This window comes from Couchioplanes caeruleus (assembly GCF_023499255.1).
Taxonomy (GTDB): domain Bacteria; phylum Actinomycetota; class Actinomycetes; order Mycobacteriales; family Micromonosporaceae; genus Actinoplanes; species Actinoplanes caeruleus_A.
On sequence record NZ_CP092183.1, the window covers coordinates 8209440 to 8225192 of the forward strand.

Below are 15753 nucleotides of genomic sequence, written 5' to 3' on the forward strand. Positions count from 1 at the left end.
CTGTCCATTGACCACCGGTTGGCGTAGCCGGCCACCTCGCGTACATGGGTCCGTGCGGGTCCGCTCCCGCTCTTCGTAAGCCGTGTGCTCGACGATGGCCGCAACGCACAGTCACTGCTTCGGGCCTCTTGCACTAACCCCAGTGGGGCCAAATCAAGGTTCTGGCACGCGAAGTGTGATTGATCTTGTGAGCTTTGCCCTTCGTGTCTGTACCGGCGCATCGGCACGGCTAGCCTGCATCGATGTCCGACCGAACGCGAAGCAGCCAGCCCGGCTCGCATGCGGTCTATCCCGGAACCTTCGACCCTTTCACGGCCGGGCATGTGAATGTCATCGACCGGGTGAGGCGGTTGTTCGATGTGGTCACGGTGCTCATAGCGGTGAATGGGGAGAAGCGGCCAGTTGCGACGCAGGAGCAGCGGTTGGTGGCTCTTCGCTGCCAGCTCCCAGAGGGCTGGAGCAACGTGCAAGTGACGACATGGGCGGGCTTGACGACCGCGTTCTGTCATGAGCAGCAGGCCAGCGTGATCGTCCGCGGCGTCCGGAACTCCACCGATCTGCAGCACGAGTATCAGCTGGCAGCGATGAACGAAAAGCTGGGGATCACCACGCTGTTGGTGCCGGCGCGCCCTGAGCTGGCGACGGTGTCCTCTACGGCGGCGCGCGCCCTTCGTACCTGACCGAGCTCATCCGGCCAGTAGGACGCGCTTGCGTAGCAGGTCGAATCCAGCACGGCCGTACATCTGCCGCTTGATCATCTTGATTTTGTTGACGTTGCCTTCGACAGGACCGGAGCTGTGGGGCAGGGTCAGGCCGGCCGTGACGGCGTCGAGGTCGTTGGTCAGGCCGGTAGCGAAACCCGTGAGGCCGGGCAGTGCTGCCTGCTGGGCGGCGGTAATCCAGGCGTCGAGTTGGGTGCCGCGCAGGTTGGTCAGCATGCCGGCGAACGAGCGCACGAGGCCGGCTGCGGTACCCAGTTTTGGGCAGCGATCCAGAAGGGCTCGAAGCCGGTCGCTGTCCCGCTCGACAAGGTGATCGGGGTGGCGGCAGATCCAGCCGGTCACTTCGCGGACCGACGGCGGTTTGACCACCGTGCTCAGATCCGGGCGGGCGCGGTACTGCTCGACGAAAGCACGGACGATGCCGTAGCCGCCGGTGAAGCCCTGCGCGGCGACCTCGCGGTGCAGGACGGTGGCTTTGCGACAGCCTTCGCTGATGCGCCGGAGAAGGTGCGGCTTGAACGGGTCGAGGCTGCTCGGGCGTGGTTTCTGCCCGACGAGCATCTGTTGCCAGGTAGCGGCGCGGGCGTAGCGCTGGACGGTGTGCCGGCCCCAGCCCAGGTGCCGGGCGATCTGGCGAATCCCGGCGCCCTCGGCGAGCAGGTCGTGAACGAGTTGGTGGTGCTCGCGGCGGCGCTGCGCCATCGCTCCGCGGGGTTCCGGCACCTCAGCAGCGGGCAGATCGCCGGGCGGTGTGGTGACGGGTTCCCGCAGGCAGTCCTTGTGTCGGGCGACGCACCGCTCGACGGCCTTGGCGAGGTTCTGCCAAAGATGGAATCGGTCTGCGACCTGCACGGCGTCCGGGGCGCCGGTGCGAGCTCCTTCGGCATAGGCGCTGGCCCGGTCCCGGCAGATTACCTGCGGCTTTGCGTGTTCGGTGAGCCACTGGGCGAGCGGGGCGGCGTCCCGGCCCGGCAGCAGGTCGACGACCCGCCCGTCCTGGCAGTCGATCAGGACGGTGCCGTAGTTCTGACCTCGTCTGATCGCGAAATCATCGACGCCCAGCACCGTCACCGGCGACGCCGGTGGATTTGGCAGGCCTCGTACCAGTCGTAACAGGGTGCTGCGGCTGGTGACCATCCCCAGAATCGCGGCGAGCCGAGCCCCGGCCCGGCCGGCGAGAGCCAAGCCGATTTGCGTGAATGTCTGTCGCAGGCCGTCCGTGCTACGCAGCCGACGGCGAGTCAGCCCGTCGACCTGCTCGGCGAACGTCCGCACTGCACAGCCAGCATTTCCGCAGACGAACCGGCGGACCCGCAGCCAGATCCGGGCGGCTGCCCCGGCGATCGGGACATCGGCCAGTTCACGCCAATAACGTCCGTGCACCCGCTCGGACGCGGTGCCGCAGGACAGGCAGGTCGCCGAGGAGGCTCGGACGCTGGCCCACAGCCGCAGACCGAGATCCCAGCGCTCAACCCTCTCGATCTTGAGGGAGCCGAGGTGCGGCAGAAGCTGCTCGACCGTCGTGTCACACAGGAACGCAACGAGCCATCAACGATGACCGATCACACTTTGTGTGCCAGAACCCGATCTGGATCTGACCCACTTTTCGTGATCAGAGACTGACCCAAGCTCGCCGGAGTCCACTGTGCATGGTCGGCCTCCGTACGAGTTTCCGATCTTGCTGTGGTCCTGCCTCACCTGGCAGCTGTGGTTGTCGGGAAGGTCGAACGCGTGGCGTCTGGGCTGCGGCTACGGGTTCGAGCACGTGCTCGCCGGGCTACGTGTCCGCGATGTAGGCACCGGTCGAGCCGGGTGCATAGCCGATACGAGCGCCCCTTGACGGACGCCGCGGTGGCGGGCTCCCCGGTGGAGTTGCGGTTGCGGGTCCGCCGGTTCTTTTGCGACGTAGACGTCTGCCCGGCCCGGACGTTTGCAGAGCAGGTTCCGGGACTGACCAGCAAATGGGCGCGTCGCAGCCCGCTGATGCGCAGGTCACTCGAGATCATCGCGCTCGCCCTTGCCGGGCGTGCCGGCGCCCGACTGGCCCTGCGGATGGGTCTTGCGGCCAGCCGCAGCAGCATGCTGCGCTTGATCCGCGCATTGCCAGATCCCGCTGCTGGCGAGGTGGCGGTCCTCGGCGTCGATGACTTCGCGTTGCGCCGGGGCCACCGTTACGCGACCGTGCTGGTCGACGTCGACACTCACCGGCCGATCGACGTGCTCGCGGATCGCCGTGCGGAGACGTTGCAGCGCTGGCTGGCCGCGCATCCCGCAGTGCGCGTGATCTGCCGCGACCGCGCTGGCAGCTATGCCGAAGGCGCCCGGTCCGGCGCCCCGGACGCCGTGCAGGTCGCCGACCGCTGGCACCTCTGGAAGAACCTGGGCGAGCACGCCGAGAAGACCGTCGCCCGACACCTGCGCTGCCTGCTCGCAGCACCCGCCGAACCAGCGGTGGCGGTCGCGGACGCGGAACCGATCACTCTGCCGGCCCTCGTCTACCGGTCCGAGCAGGGCTTGCTGGCACCTCGCACCCGGCAGCGCTACCAGCAGGTCCAAGACCTGCTCGCGCACGGTGCCACCATCCGTGCGATCGCCCGCGAACTCGGCCTGGCCCGCGGAACCGTGCGCCGGTTCGCCCGCGCGACCAGCGTCGACGAACTCCTCGCGAAGCCCCATCCCGACCGTCCGCGCGTCCTCGACGATCACGCCAACTACCTGCGCGAGCGCCTGGCCGCCGGTATCACCAACGCCGTCACGTTGTGCTCCGAGCTGCGCGAGCGCGGCTACCGCGGCAGCACGACCACCCTGCGCACTTACTTGCGGCCGCTGCGGGCCGCCATCGGCCGGCGACCAGCGCCACGACGGCCACCGAAGACCCGCCAGCTGACCAGCTGGCTGCTCACCCACCCAGACCGCCTCGCCGACGACGACCGCATCCAACTCGCACGAGCGCGTGCCACCTGCCCGCACCTGGACGCCCTGGCCAGCCACGTCGCGGCGTTCGCCGAGATCTTGACCGCCCGACAAGGGCAGCGGCTCAACGACTGGATCACCGCGGTCGAAGCCGACGACCAGCCCGACCTGCGCTCTTCACCGCCGGCCTGCACCGTGACCATGACGCAGTCGTCAACGGGCTGACCACGACTTACAGCTCCGGCGTGGTCGAAGGACATGTCAACCGCATCAAAATGATCAAGCGCCAGATGTACGGCCGCGCCAACCTCGACCTGCTCCGCAAACGAATCCTTCTTGCCTGAGCGGGTCAATCCTGATCACGAAAAGTGGGTCAAATCCAGTCTTCAGAGAGCGTTGACATGTCCATCCGGCAGCCCGAGGAGTTGGTGACGTCCACGTCGATGACGTCCAGGATGCCCAGAAGTCCCGCCAGCGCGATCGCCTCGGCGCGTGTGAGGGTGAGACTGCAGGTGGCGTCGGGATCGTCACTGATGCCGTGGATCAGCTCCCGTCGGCCGCCGGCGTGGTGGGTGACAACACCGACACGGTGACCGGTGGCGGTGGTGAACGCGTGGCATTCTCCGATGCCAGGCAATGGTGTGAATTCGACGTCCATGACAGAACTCCGCAGGAAGGCGACCGCGACCGCGGTCGGGAAAGGGATACCGGTGCGGGTCTGGCCCAGTCAGCCCGTGAGCAGCCGCCGCAAGCCGATGAGCGTGGCCAGCGTCGGCTCGGCGGGCATCGTGACGGAGCGGCCGGTCAGCGCGGCCAACCTCGCGGCGGTTCCAGGGGTGGTCGCACCACCACCGGTGAGCAGCAGCCGCCGCTGAGCACCCCGCGGATGGTCCAGGCGGCGCACGCAGTCGGCGATCGCCGGAATCCGATCGACGGATCCGGAATCATCGACGCGCTCCGCCGCGACGATGCTGCGCTCACCGATGCGGGCCACTTCGGTGCGTCCGGATCCGATGTCCACGACGACTAGGTCGCCGCCAGGGTCGCGACGGCAGGCCAGAGCCGCCGCGAGCGGCTCCTCCACCGCGTTGACCCGTCCGCCGACGGCACGGCGCACCGCAGCGACAAGCACGTTGCGCTGGCGCAGGGTTGCGGTCGCCGGCACGCCGACGAGCACCGGATAGGCGGTGTCGCAAGGCAGACCGATGTCGGCGGTCAGCAGCCGAAGCAGGTGTATACAGGCGAAGAAGTCACGCACCACACCGTTGCGTACCGGCCACGTGGCGGTCACCCCGCGGGCCTGCGCGCTCAGCGCGGCTCGTCCGGCCACCTGCCGGCCGGTGTCAGGTCGGCAAAGCACCGCCGGTTCGGTGATCACCGTTGCCACCTGCGGAGCCCACAGCCGGACGGTGGATGTTCCCAGGTCGAGGGCAAGACAGGATTGCACGCCCGGACGAGCGTAGGCGCCGGTGGTCAGCAAGTCGCCCACCTGCGTACGTCGAGGACCAGGCGTCGAGGATCAACGAAGCAAGGCGATGTCGCCGACAGGTTAATGGGCATGCCGAAGCGAAAATCATGAACGATGGGTGGCATGGTGCTCCCAGCCAAAGGGCAGCGACGTGTCCGACGCTACGCAACGGGCGGCTTCAGGCGGTGAGCGTCCACCTCGGCGGGGCCCGGTCCGCCGACCACGCCGGAACACAGCCCGGGATCGCACGGCGGGTCAGCCGGAAGACAATGCACAACCCGATGTCCCCGGCGGCGGACACGACCAACACCAGCACGGCCCATACGAGCAGCGTCGGCAGCGCAACTCGCCGGCCGACACCGCCGAAGCCGCGCCCGTCATCCATGCCGGCCACCATAGCCGTTCAGGACAGTAAGGGCCACGATACCACGGAGGCCGTCCAACGAGGTCACCGCCTCGCACCTTCACCCAAGTGTGCAACCGCGGGCCGATTTGCCGGGCGTCGGCAACGAGCATGACGAAGTTCGGCCGGATCCAACCGCTGTCACTCGGCCGCTCAACGGCAACGATTGGGGGTTCAGCAAAGCACTCGTCGTGTGAAGAGAAAGTGATCGGTGTTCCCGTGCCCGCGAACGTCCTCTCGTCCGACCAGCCGGCTGAGCACCGCCTAGCTGTAGGGTCCAAGACCGTTGTTGACCCGGGTGATCGGTGGTTGGCCTCCGAGCGCGGTGTGGCCGCGGTGATGGTTGTAAGTGTGTAACCAGCCTGGGAGGGCCTGGGCGCGGTCTTGGCCGCTGGTGAACGGCCGGGAGTAGATCCATTCGTCGCACATGGTGCGGTTGAAGCGTTCTGCTTTGCCGTTGGTCTGGGGTCGGTAGCGGCGGGTGAAGCGGGCTTGTGCGCCGAGGTCGGCCAGGGCTTGGTGCCAGGCTCGGCCGCGTCGGTAGGCCAGGGCGTTGTCGGTCATCACCCGTTCGATCTGCGTTATCCCCAGCTGAGCGAAGTGGTGCGCGGCGCGGCGCAGGAAGCCGGCGCAGGTGTCGGTTTTCTCGTCGGGGTGGATTTCGGCGTAGGCCAGGCGGGTGTGGTCGTCGATCGCGGCGTGCACGTATTCGTAGCCGACCCGAGTGGCGTATCGGGTGCGGCGGCGTTCGAGGCTGTCGCGGCCGTGAACCCGCCAGCCGCCGCCGTCGCGTAACCGGCCGATCTTTTTCACGTCGACGTGGATCAGTTCCCCGGGTCGGTCACGTTCGTAGCGACGGATCGGCTCGCCGGTGGGCCGATCCAGCCAGAGCAGGCGGTGCAGGCCGTGGCGTACCAGCACGGCGTGGATCGTGGAAGCGGGCATGTTCAGCAGCGGCGCCAGCCGGCGGGGGCCACGCTTGAGCTGGGTGCGTAACGCACACACGCGCGCCTCGAGCTCGGGCGTGGTCTTGCCGGGCAGCCGGTGCGCAATGCTCGGCCGATCGTGCAAACCGGCGTCGCCTTCAGCGCGCCACCGGGCCAGCCATTTGTAACCGGTCGCGCGTGAGCAGCCCAGTTCCTTGACCACATGCGCGACCGGACGTCGATCGGTGACGACACGCTGGATGAGCAGGCGTCTGCCATGCACGGTCAGCCGGGCGTTACGGTGGGCCATACAGACCTCCGGTCGTGGTGAAAGCGTCGCAACTTCCACCTCGCCGGAGGTCTTCGTATTGATCAAGCCGCCACGCCGTCAACAACGGTCGTGATCACTACACCTGATATGAGCTGCTGGTTTGTCAATAGGCATGGGTAAAAGGGCGTCCTGAGCAGGGCATGGGGACGCCTTCTTGGTTGGGGGCCAGGCGGTGCGCGGGTCGTGAGCGTGTCGTTGGGCGACGCGCGGTCAGACTGATATGCGCGGGTTGGTCACCGCAGGACGGGCTGTTCGGCTGGAGCGTTCCGCTGGTCTAGCAAGAGCGAGCGTGACGCCGCCGGGCGGCGTTGCTCATAGGTGTAACGCGGGTCGCTCCACGCGCTGCCACGACCGGGCGCACCGCCTGGCTGCTCAAGGACGCTCTCGCGGGTCTCAGTCGTCAAGGACCGCCAGCGACCAGCACCAGCCGGCCAACTCGCGGGCGACCGCGACGTTGGCGATCACGGGCTTCTTCTGACGCTGCTGCAGCGCCTGCCAGCGCTGGTGCAGCCGATGGTTACCGGCATGACCCCGGGCCCGGGCCGCGGGCGTGGCCAGTTGCCAGCGCGAACGCATGATCGCACTCGGGCTGCGATAGGTGCGCCGGTGATGCCAGGCCGCCTCGACCAGCAACCGGCGGGCATGGGTATTGCCGGTCTTGGTGATCGAGCCTTGCTGACGCTGGGCGCCCGAGGATGACTCCGTGGGCACCAGACCCAGATAGGCGCCGATGGTCGCCCCGGTGAACCGATGCCAGTCACCGATCTCCACCGCCAGGCCGAAAGCGGTCAGTGTCGACACCCCCCGCAGACAGCCCAGCCGGTGCACCACCGGCGCATACGCACCGCCCAGAGCCATGTCGGTGATCGCCTTGTCGAGCCGGTCACGCCGATCCACGGTCAACAGCATCGCCTCGAGCTCGGCCTCGAAGGCCAGCTGCAGACCCGGCTGATCAAAGTGTTGCTGCCGCAGCCAGACCTGATGGGCGCCGGTCCAGGCCTGCCCACCCGAATAGACGACGCCATGGCGCAGCAACAGCTTCGACACCCGATGCCGGCAACGCATCAGATCACCCCGCACGTCCTCGCGAGCGCGCACCAGGTCTCGGGCGGCTTCCTGCACCACGCCCGGAACCCGCACCTCGACGATCTGATCCATCCGCAACAGCCGGGCCAAATGCAACGCATCCCGCGCGTCGGTCTTGACCCGATCCCCGGCCGGACGCTGCAACTTCGACGGCGCCGCCACCACACAGCGCACACCCGCAGCACACAGATGCCGTGCCAACCCGAACCCCGTCGGACCCGCCTCATACGCCACCGCAACCGGCCCCGGTAACCGCCTCAACCAGTCCAGCACCGCCGCCGGGGCCGGCGCCAACCGCTGCCGCGTCACATGACCCGTCACCGCGTCCAACCCGCACGCCACGATCGAGCGCGCGTGCACGTCCAACCCGACACTCGTACGCTCAGAAAACACCGGGGCCTCCCGCAAATGTGGTGCCGACGAGGCCAGCTCCTCACCAGCAATCCACGTCAACTTGCGAGCGAGGCCCCGGCCCGGTCAACCAAGACCCTCATACCGTCTAGCCGGTACACGTCGCTCTGCCCCGCCGACCGCCGTCGCGGTCGACCTCGGCAGCAGCTCCATCGGCGTGTGGGCGGCGCATCGTGACACCATCAGCGCACCGTGCGGAGACGCGTTCACCTCCGCCGGCTCCCTGATCCGGCGCGGTCGCATCGTCGACGCCGACGGCTGCGTGCTCTTGCTGTCCCAGCTGATCCGCCGCTTCAGTGAACCGATACCGCCCGGCGGTGTCGTCGCGGCCTGCCGCCCGGTATTGGCCGGCGACCATGACCAGAGCGCCATGGGCCGCGTCGTCGAGGCCGTCCTTGCACCCTCGCGACTGGTGTTCATCGACACCGTCCGCGCCGCCGCGATCGGTTCGGGAGCAGCCGCCGGCAGCCTGCTGGTCACCGACGTCGGAGCTCAGCTGACCGAAGTCGCCCTGTTGCATCACGGGCGCGTCGTCGCGTCCCGTCGCGCCGACATCGGCACTCGCGACCTTGCCCGCGGCGCCACCGTCGATCTGCTGAGCGACGTCGTCCAACACCACCTCGACAACCTGCGGACAAGAACAGCGCACACGCAGCTGGCCCCCGCCCTCACCCGCGGACTGCTGCTCGTAGGGGACGGCGCCGCCCATCCCGGCCTGTCCGCCGCACTGTCCGCGGCGCTACGCCTGCCAGTGCACCGCGCCGCGTCTCCCCGTACCGCGGTGCTCAACGGCGCCGGCCTGGCCGCCATGTCGTTACTGCGCCACCCCGCCCGGACCTGAGACTTTGCATCGCTGGAGGACACCTGATGACGATCACCCAGCACCCGACCGAAACCGCGGCGGTGACCGGCGAACCCCTGGAACTATTGCGCGCCATGCTTGAGGAGCAGTTCGTGGTGCAGACGAACCGGCTTACCGAACTGACCATATACGGCCGGCTACCCGGTCACGGCGGCTACGACCCGCACATGCTCGATCTGCTCGCCGCTGCCGCACGTCGCAGCATCGCCGACACGGCGCAAGCGCTGCGGCGCATGTCCGAAGGCACCTATGGACACTGCGCGAACTGCCGACGACCCATCCCACTCGGCCGCCTGCGATCAGTGCCGCAGGCAACGCATTGCACCAGGTGCGACCAGCCCGGTCGCGGGCCGACATGACCGAAGATCGGTATCGCTGCACACGCCAGCCGCCTACCTCGGGAGGTGAAACAGTGTACTTCCGCCTCGAGCGCCCGCACCCCGCCGGCGACCGGCAGACCATGCACCTCACCGGAGACGTCGATCTCGCCGTGGCCGACAGGCTTCGCTTCGCCCTGACGACGACACTGACCAGCGCTCACCCCAGCGAACTGATCGTGGACCTGTCAGCGGTCACCTTTCTGGACTGCGCCGGCGTCACCGCACTGCTCGACGGCCGCCGAGCGGCGGCCGAGAACGCCAAACGGTACGAGGTCGTCAACGCCGCCGGATGCGTGCACCGCGTTCTGCGGCTGACCGGTGCCCTGCCACACCTGACCTACGCGCCGGCGGTGATCGACCGACGGCTGCGGACATCCACCGAGCAGCTGAGCCTCTCGCGTTGACGTCGAACCACCGGTTCTTCGAGGTCACCCCGCCCCACGTGCCGATCCGAGAAGGAGAAGAAATTGTCGCCGAGCACTCACCAGCCGAGCGCTCCCGCCTACACCGTGCCCGGACTCAAGCCGGACACCGCCGCCGAGGTGATCGTTGTGCTGCAGGACCGGCTCAACGCCCTCAACGACCTCGCGCTCACCCTCAAACACGTCCACTGGAACGTCGTCGGCCCTCACTTCATCGCGGTCCACACCATGCTCGACCCGCAGGTCGACGCCGTACGAGCCATGATCGACGACGTCGCCGAGCGCATCGCCGCCCTCGGCGGATCACCCGTGGGCACGCCCGGTGCACTGCTCGCACAGCGCGACTGGGACGACTACAAGATCGGCCGGGCGGACACCAACGCCCACCTCGGCGCCCTGGACCTCTCTACGCCAGTGTCATCGAGGCGCACCGGGCCGCGATCGAAGAGACCGAGAAGGCCGACCCCGTCACCCAGGACATGCTGATCACCCAGGCGGGATCCCTGGAGCAGCTCCACTGGTTCGTCCGAGCACACCTGGAGACCGACGCCGGCACCCTGCTCACCCAGGGAATCCACGACGAGGAGACGGCCGCCGAGCGTGGCCGCAACGGCACCGCCACACCCGTTGACGCGGCCCGGCGGACACAGGCACCTTGGCTCGGCGGTCCCCGGGCCGCAAGCTGATGACGCAGGAGCCGAAGAGCGCCTGATCCGTCGGTACCGGCGATACCTTGGTGATGCCGAAGCTGGACCGGCTGGCCACGCCGCACTCGGGGCGGCGACCGATGGGTCAGCGGCGGTCGTGATCGAGCAGTCGGCGGGTAACTTCCGCTGCGAAGTCGGACACGGTCGCCAGGTCGTCGCCCTGGTCGATTCTGCGGACGCATGCATCGACAACGGCTTGGAGCACGGCGACAGTCAGCTCTGGCTGCGGCTGCCCCAGTTCGCGCACAATGCGGGCCAGCGCCTCGTGCAGCGAGGTGTGCAGGTTCCTCACGCGTTCCCGCGCCGACGGGGAGAGTGAGCCACGCGAGAGCGTGGCTCGCCAGCCATGGGTGCCGTGAGCGGCCTGCTCAAGGTTGGCCCTGACGTAGGCGGTGGCCTGCTCCTCGGGTGAGGTTTCGGCCGCGATGGCCCGTTCCACGGCGGCGACCCAGGCGGGAAACTCACGGGTCACGACGAGTTCGAGCAGGTCTTCGATGGAGTCGAAGTAGCGGTAGATGCTGTTGCGGGCGATGCCGGCCCGCGCGGCGACCGCGCCGGCGGTGAGGCCTTGCATACCGTTCTCGTTCAGGATGGCTTCGGCCGCGTCGATCAGCTGAGCCAGCCGCTGACTCCGGTGCTCACGGACACTGCCGGCTTCAATCTTGGGCATTCTTTCCGCTCCACCTCGCAGGTGCTGCGCCGTCCACGCCAATTTAGCCCTGTGTCCGAGGCGTCGAGGAGGCCGTGTTAACTTGACGCAACTTGGGGACACCCTGTCTCTAAGTTGTGTCGTTGTCGAACGTAAGGCTTCCTGATGCAGCCGATGACCTTTCGCGTGCTCCGATGTCTGCTGGGCTCGAGGAAACGTGCCGCCGTGGTGGTGGCGTTCTGGGTATTGATCGCGGGTCTGCTGGCCGGGGTCGCCCCGGCTCTGGAATCCGTCGAGGACAACGCGTCCGCCAACCTCCCCCCTTCCGCTTCGGATTCCATGAAGGCCCGCGATCTCATCCGCGCGCAGCTTCCGGGCCAGGACGCGACGCCGGCGATCATCGTGGTGCGCGGGAAGGGCGCCGACGCCGCGGCCAGCACCGGTCAGGCCGTCGCCCGTATCACCTCGGCCCTCTCGGAATCCGGCCGTCCCGAGCAGGTCGCGGGCGTAATTTCTGCGGTGACCGCTCCCGACGCCACGGCTGAGTTGGTTTCACGGGACCGCAGCGCCCAGCTGGTCATCGTGCCCATGACCGGAATCCCTTCGGACGAGTCATTCCAGAACGCTGTCGACCAGGTGCGCGTTCTCGCGTCCGACCGGGCCGGGCCCGCCGAGGTCGCCGTGACCGGCCCTGCCGGGATCGCCACCGACACCGTGAAGGTTTTCAGCGGCGGTGACAAGGTCCTGCTCCTGGCCACCATTGTGCTCGTCCTGGTCATTCTGCTGACCATCTACCGCTCGCCTTTGATGGCGCTGGTACCGCTGATCGCCGTCGGTGTGGCGATGCGCGTGTCGGAGACGGTTGGAGCGCTGCTCGCGGACGCCGGAGTCATCACGGTCAGCTCCCAGACCGCCTCGATCATGACGGTGCTGTTGTTCGGGGTGGGCACGGACTACGCGTTGATCATCACCGCACGCTACCGGGAGGCCCTCCTCGACGAGCCGGACCGTCCGGCTGCGATGCAGACCGCGGTGCACCGCAGCGCCGAGTCAGTCCTCGCCAGCGCCTCCACCATCGTGCTGGCCATGTTCGCTCTGCTCGTGGCCACCTCGCCCGCGCTGCGCGGTTTCGGACCGTACCTTGCCCTCGGCGTGGCCGTCATGGCGCTGGTGGCATTCACCCTCATCCCCGCCCTGGTCCTGCTACTGGGGCGGAGCGTCTTCTGGCCGGCAGGTGTAGCCAAGGCCGCCGAACGTAGCCGCGGCGCAGGCGTCTGGCACCGCATCGCCGAGCTGGTCGCCCGAGCACCGGTCCGGGTCACCGCGACCGTGGTCGCGCTGCTCGTGGTGATGAGCGCGGGACTGCTGGGCTACCAGGAGAGCTTCAACACTCTCAGCGGCTTCCGGACCGCCACCGAGTCCGCACGTGGGCAGCACCTCATCCAGCAGGAGTTCGGGCCCGGCGAAATCGCCCCCAGCACCGTGATCGTCCGTTCCCGGGACGACCTGCGCTCCGATCCGGCAACCGCTGACATAGCCGCCGCGCTCGCCGGCGCCGGCCATGTGAGCAGGGTCGGTGCGCAGCCCCGCTATGGCACCGACGGCAGAACGGTCTTCTACGACGTCGTCCTGGACCTCGACCCGTACAGCTCAGAGGCGCTCGACGCGATCGCTGCGCTCAAGCGGGCCACGCGCGCCGCAGCCGAGGCAGCCGGAGTGCAGGACGCCACCGTGCTCATCGGTGGGCAGACGGCGCAGAACGCGGACATCCGCTCCGCTCTCGACCGCGACACGACATTGATCGTGCTCCTCGTCCTGGCCATCGTCGCCGCGGTCCTCGTCCTGCTGCTGCGTTCGCTGCTCGCGCCGCTCTACCTGGTAGCGACCCTCGTCCTGTCATTCCTGGCGACCTTGGGCGTCACCACGTTCTTCACCCTGACCGTCCTCGGCGACGAAGGCATCGGCAACCGTGTCACCGCATACATCTTCGTCTTCCTCGTCGCGCTCGGCGTCGACTACAACATCTTCATCATGAGCCGGTTCAAGCAGGAACTGCGCACACTGCCCCCGGCCAAGGCCATCAGCGCCGCCCTTACCCGCACCGGCGGCGTTGTCTCCTCCGCAGGTCTGATCCTCGCGGCGACCTTCGCTGTCCTGATGACCCAGCCGATCCGCGAACTGTTCCAGTTCGGCTTCGCCATGGCCTTCGGCATCCTGCTGGACACCTTCCTCGTCCGGCCACTCCTGGTTCCTGCCATCGTTCATCTTCTCGGCGACCGCGCCCTCTGGCCCGCACGCCCGGAAAACCCCACCGAGCCTTCGACACCGGTCCTCGACCCCTCTCTCACCCAGCCCGGCACCACCGGTATGCCGACTGGGCGCCTGCTGAGAGCTTTCACCTGGATTGCGGTCATCGAAGCGTGCACATGGGCCGGCCTGCTGACGGGGATGTATTTCAAGTACATTCCCAAAACCACTGAAATCGGCGTACGGATCTTCGGAACACTCCACGGCGCCGCCTTCATCGCGTACGTACTGCTGACAGTCATGGTGGCGATCCGGCTGAAGTGGCGGCTCGGCCGCACGACCCTCTTCGCCCTGCTGGCAGCCATACCACCGTTCATGACCGTGGCATTCGAGCTGTGGGCGCGCCGCACCGGCCGGCTCCCCCGCCCGGCCACAGACCTGCCTGCGCAGCTCGCCCCATAGCCGAGCCCTCATGCCGCTCCGGCGCCGGGCCTGGCTTACTACACCTCATGCACGCCAGCCTCGCCCGCCCACCGACCTCAGCCTCGATCGGAAAGCGATGACTACCACCGTCTTCACCTGCCTTAGCCGAGACACCATTCGGGAGCGGCTTGACCGCATTCTGGTCTTTCCCGCCTCAACCAACCATCACGACGATCTGCGAGCCGGCACCCACGGCCGGGCCGGCACGACGCTGCAGTTCGACCGCGCCGGAATTCTGCTGATGCTGCACGGGCGCGACGAGCTCGCCTGCGCCTACCACCAGCGGATCACCGACAACGCTCACGTCCAGGCCGAAAACGCACGGGCTGCCCCGTCCGGCAACGACATCGTCCTGGGCATCACCGGCGGGCAAGCCGGTGGTCTGCCGCGCACCGACTATCCCGGTTTCGGCGACGAGTTCCCGAGCGTGGCCTCAGCGGCAAGCTCCACCACAGCATCAGAGCACGCGGACAACGCGTGATGGCGGACGTATCGGACCAGCTGATGGCGGTCACCGTGCTGGCCTACCTGGCGGCAATGGTCTGCTACGCCGCGGAGTACGCGTTCGGCAACCGCAGCCACATCGGCCGCGCGGCGACGCGGGAACTGGTGGGCGCGGGCGACCGGCCGGTGGGCGCCTCGCCGGTCGAGGCGGCGCCGAAGCCCCAAGACCGCAGCCGGACGCTTGGCCTGGTCGCCGTCGGCTTGAACGCGCTCGCCGTCCTGCTGCACCTGGGCACTCTGGCCACTCGCGGCGTCGCCGCCGACCGGATGCCCTGGGGCAACATGTACGAGTTCACGCTGTCAGTGACCTTCGTCGGCTCGGTGGCCTGGCTGGCTGTGCTGGGGCGCCGTTCCGGCATCCGGCACCTCGGGTTGTTCGTGACGCTCAGCCTGGTGGTTCTCCTCGGCGCGAACGGGCTGATCGCGTATACCCCGGTGGGCCCGCTGGTGCCGGCGCTCAACTCGTACTGGTTCGTCATTCACATAGCCACGATCATCCTGGCCTCGGGTACCTTTCTGTTGGGAGCGGTCCCGGCCACCCTGTTCCTCATCAAGGCGGGGTACGACCAGGGCAAGCGCCGCTTCCCGTACACGCTGGGCGCGTGGGTGCCGGCCGCCGCGACGCTGGAACGGCTGACCTTCCGACTGCACGCCTTCGCCTTCCCGTTGTTCACCTTCGGCGCCCTGATCGCCGGGCCGCTGTGGGCCGAAGCGTCCTGGGGCCGCTACTGGGGTTGGGACCCCAAGGAGGTCTGGGCGTTCATCTCCTGGATCGTCTACGCGGGCTACCTGCACGCCCGAGCCACCCCGAGCGTCAAGCGGACCACCGCCACCTGGATCGCGTTGATCGGCTTCGCCACCATGCTAATGAGCCTGTTCGGCGTAAACCTGTACTTCGCGGGCCTGCACTCGTACGCCAACGCCGGCTAGATTCGCACGGCTCTCGCAAGGGACGTGCACGACGCGTAGATGCGAAATCCTGCGGCGAGCGGGCCGCCCGTCGTCGCCAAGCCGCGCGCGTGTCTGCGAGGCGACCGTCAGCCCGGGCGCGACCTGACATACCTGGCATCCCACAGGCCACCGGGAATGCGGTGCTGACCATTCGACGTCCGGTTGTTTCCGCTGCAGGGGTCGGCGAGCCGTTGGGCCGAGGTCAGCCAACCCGGCACAAACACCGGCTGCCTGATCACCGGCTTCGCTGCCGGCGGAAGGGGAACCCGACGGCGGCGAGCCTCTGGG

General features: G+C 68.1%; 17 protein-coding genes. 10 read left to right on the forward strand and 7 right to left on the reverse strand.

Annotated features, from left to right (window positions below; all coding sequences use genetic code 11):
* The first annotated feature begins 242 nt into the window (after nucleotides 1–242).
* A complete protein-coding gene (coaD, locus tag COUCH_RS37770; RefSeq protein WP_249609907.1) occupies nucleotides 243–680 on the forward strand; it encodes a pantetheine-phosphate adenylyltransferase in 438 nt (145 codons plus the stop codon).
* A 6-nt stretch (nucleotides 681–686) separates the two neighbouring features.
* Here coaD and COUCH_RS37775 read toward each other — a convergent pair whose 3' ends face one another.
* Entirely contained in the window at nucleotides 687–2255 is a 1569-nt protein-coding gene (locus COUCH_RS37775; protein WP_346016018.1) for an ISL3 family transposase, read from the reverse strand.
* Nucleotides 2256–2453: 198 nt separating this feature from the next.
* On the opposite strand from COUCH_RS37775, the gene COUCH_RS37780 reads away from it, so the two are divergent.
* Nucleotides 2454–3860: an ISL3 family transposase gene (locus COUCH_RS37780; RefSeq protein ID WP_249609909.1), complete on the forward strand. Its 1407-nt coding sequence runs from the start codon at nucleotides 2454–2456 to the stop codon at nucleotides 3858–3860.
* Nucleotides 3861–4008: 148 nt separating this feature from the next.
* Here COUCH_RS37780 and COUCH_RS37790 read toward each other — a convergent pair whose 3' ends face one another.
* The 5 genes from COUCH_RS37790 to COUCH_RS37810 all read right to left on the reverse strand — a co-directional run bounded on the left by COUCH_RS37790 (nucleotide 4009) and on the right by COUCH_RS37810 (nucleotide 8209).
* Entirely contained in the window at nucleotides 4009–4293 is a 285-nt protein-coding gene (locus COUCH_RS37790; RefSeq protein WP_249609910.1) for a potassium transporter TrkA, read from the reverse strand.
* 69 nt (nucleotides 4294–4362) lie between these two features.
* The gene (locus tag COUCH_RS37795; RefSeq protein WP_249609911.1) at nucleotides 4363–5115 is read right to left on the reverse strand and encodes a rod shape-determining protein; all 753 of its coding nucleotides are present in this window, start codon (nucleotides 5113–5115) and stop codon (nucleotides 4363–4365) included.
* A 166-nt stretch (nucleotides 5116–5281) separates the two neighbouring features.
* Nucleotides 5282–5488 (reverse strand): hypothetical protein, encoded by a 207-nt coding sequence (locus COUCH_RS37800; protein WP_249609912.1) that lies wholly within the window; start codon nucleotides 5486–5488, stop codon nucleotides 5282–5284.
* Nucleotides 5489–5770: 282 nt separating this feature from the next.
* Complete coding sequence (locus COUCH_RS37805; protein WP_249613942.1) at nucleotides 5771–6742, reverse strand: IS481 family transposase; 972 nt, start codon at nucleotides 6740–6742, stop codon at nucleotides 5771–5773.
* Between the two features lie 414 nt (nucleotides 6743–7156).
* Nucleotides 7157–8209, reverse strand: coding sequence for an IS110 family transposase (locus COUCH_RS37810; protein ID WP_249613943.1), 1053 nt, complete (start codon nucleotides 8207–8209; stop codon nucleotides 7157–7159).
* A 319-nt stretch (nucleotides 8210–8528) separates the two neighbouring features.
* Between COUCH_RS37810 and COUCH_RS37815 the strand changes: the two genes are divergently transcribed.
* From COUCH_RS37815 to COUCH_RS37835, 5 genes are all read left to right on the forward strand, one after another.
* Nucleotides 8529–9101 (forward strand): rod shape-determining protein, encoded by a 573-nt coding sequence (locus COUCH_RS37815; RefSeq protein WP_249609913.1) that lies wholly within the window; start codon nucleotides 8529–8531, stop codon nucleotides 9099–9101.
* Nucleotides 9102–9127: 26 nt separating this feature from the next.
* On the forward strand, nucleotides 9128–9481 hold the full coding sequence (locus tag COUCH_RS37820) for a TraR/DksA family transcriptional regulator (protein ID WP_249609914.1): 354 nt from the start codon (nucleotides 9128–9130) through the stop codon (nucleotides 9479–9481).
* Entirely contained in the window at nucleotides 9478–9906 is a 429-nt protein-coding gene (locus COUCH_RS37825; protein WP_249609915.1) for an STAS domain-containing protein, read from the forward strand. Before COUCH_RS37820 ends, COUCH_RS37825 begins: the two co-directional genes overlap by 4 nt.
* Nucleotides 9907–9969: 63 nt before the next feature.
* Nucleotides 9970–10410, forward strand: coding sequence for a Dps family protein (locus tag COUCH_RS37830; RefSeq protein WP_249609916.1), 441 nt, complete (start codon nucleotides 9970–9972; stop codon nucleotides 10408–10410).
* Nucleotides 10404–10610 carry a hypothetical protein gene (locus COUCH_RS37835; protein ID WP_249609917.1) on the forward strand — a complete coding sequence of 69 codons (207 nt, stop codon included), beginning with the start codon at nucleotides 10404–10406 and terminating at the stop codon, nucleotides 10608–10610. Before COUCH_RS37830 ends, COUCH_RS37835 begins: the two co-directional genes overlap by 7 nt.
* Nucleotides 10611–10716: 106 nt before the next feature.
* On the opposite strand, the gene COUCH_RS37840 is transcribed toward COUCH_RS37835, so the two are convergent.
* Nucleotides 10717–11301, reverse strand: coding sequence for a TetR/AcrR family transcriptional regulator (locus COUCH_RS37840; RefSeq protein WP_249609918.1), 585 nt, complete (start codon nucleotides 11299–11301; stop codon nucleotides 10717–10719).
* 204 nt (nucleotides 11302–11505) lie between these two features.
* Here COUCH_RS37840 and COUCH_RS37845 point away from each other — a divergent pair, with 204 nt between their 5' ends.
* The 3 genes from COUCH_RS37845 (at nucleotide 11506) to ccsB (ending at nucleotide 15444) form a co-directional block, all read left to right on the forward strand.
* Nucleotides 11506–13989, forward strand: a complete 2484-nt coding sequence (locus tag COUCH_RS37845) for an MMPL family transporter (protein ID WP_249609919.1) — start codon at nucleotides 11506–11508, stop codon at nucleotides 13987–13989.
* Between the two features lie 97 nt (nucleotides 13990–14086).
* Nucleotides 14087–14491 carry a hypothetical protein gene (locus COUCH_RS37850; RefSeq protein ID WP_249609920.1) on the forward strand — a complete coding sequence of 135 codons (405 nt, stop codon included), beginning with the start codon at nucleotides 14087–14089 and terminating at the stop codon, nucleotides 14489–14491.
* On the forward strand, nucleotides 14491–15444 hold the full coding sequence (gene ccsB, locus COUCH_RS37855) for a c-type cytochrome biogenesis protein CcsB (protein WP_249609921.1): 954 nt from the start codon (nucleotides 14491–14493) through the stop codon (nucleotides 15442–15444). The genes COUCH_RS37850 and ccsB overlap by 1 nt, the downstream gene beginning before the upstream one ends.
* Nucleotides 15445–15753 lie beyond the last annotated feature (309 nt).

Excerpts from the sequence above, each read along its gene's own strand:
- coaD (WP_249609907.1), top strand. The coding sequence starts at position 243 with ATGTCCGACCGAACGCGAAGCAGCCAGCCCGGCTCGCATGCGGTCTAT.
- COUCH_RS37790 (WP_249609910.1), bottom strand. The coding sequence starts at position 4,293 with ATGGACGTCGAATTCACACCATTGCCTGGCATCGGAGAATGCCACGCG.
- COUCH_RS37800 (WP_249609912.1), bottom strand. The coding sequence starts at position 5,488 with ATGGATGACGGGCGCGGCTTCGGCGGTGTCGGCCGGCGAGTTGCGCTG.
- COUCH_RS37805 (WP_249613942.1), bottom strand. The coding sequence starts at position 6,742 with ATGGCCCACCGTAACGCCCGGCTGACCGTGCATGGCAGACGCCTGCTC.
- COUCH_RS37820 (WP_249609914.1), top strand. The coding sequence starts at position 9,128 with ATGACGATCACCCAGCACCCGACCGAAACCGCGGCGGTGACCGGCGAA.
- COUCH_RS37825 (WP_249609915.1), top strand. The coding sequence starts at position 9,478 with ATGACCGAAGATCGGTATCGCTGCACACGCCAGCCGCCTACCTCGGGA.
- COUCH_RS37835 (WP_249609917.1), top strand. The coding sequence starts at position 10,404 with ATGCTGATCACCCAGGCGGGATCCCTGGAGCAGCTCCACTGGTTCGTC.
- COUCH_RS37840 (WP_249609918.1), bottom strand. The coding sequence starts at position 11,301 with ATGCCCAAGATTGAAGCCGGCAGTGTCCGTGAGCACCGGAGTCAGCGG.
- COUCH_RS37850 (WP_249609920.1), top strand. The coding sequence starts at position 14,087 with ATGACTACCACCGTCTTCACCTGCCTTAGCCGAGACACCATTCGGGAG.
- ccsB (WP_249609921.1), top strand. The coding sequence starts at position 14,491 with ATGGCGGACGTATCGGACCAGCTGATGGCGGTCACCGTGCTGGCCTAC.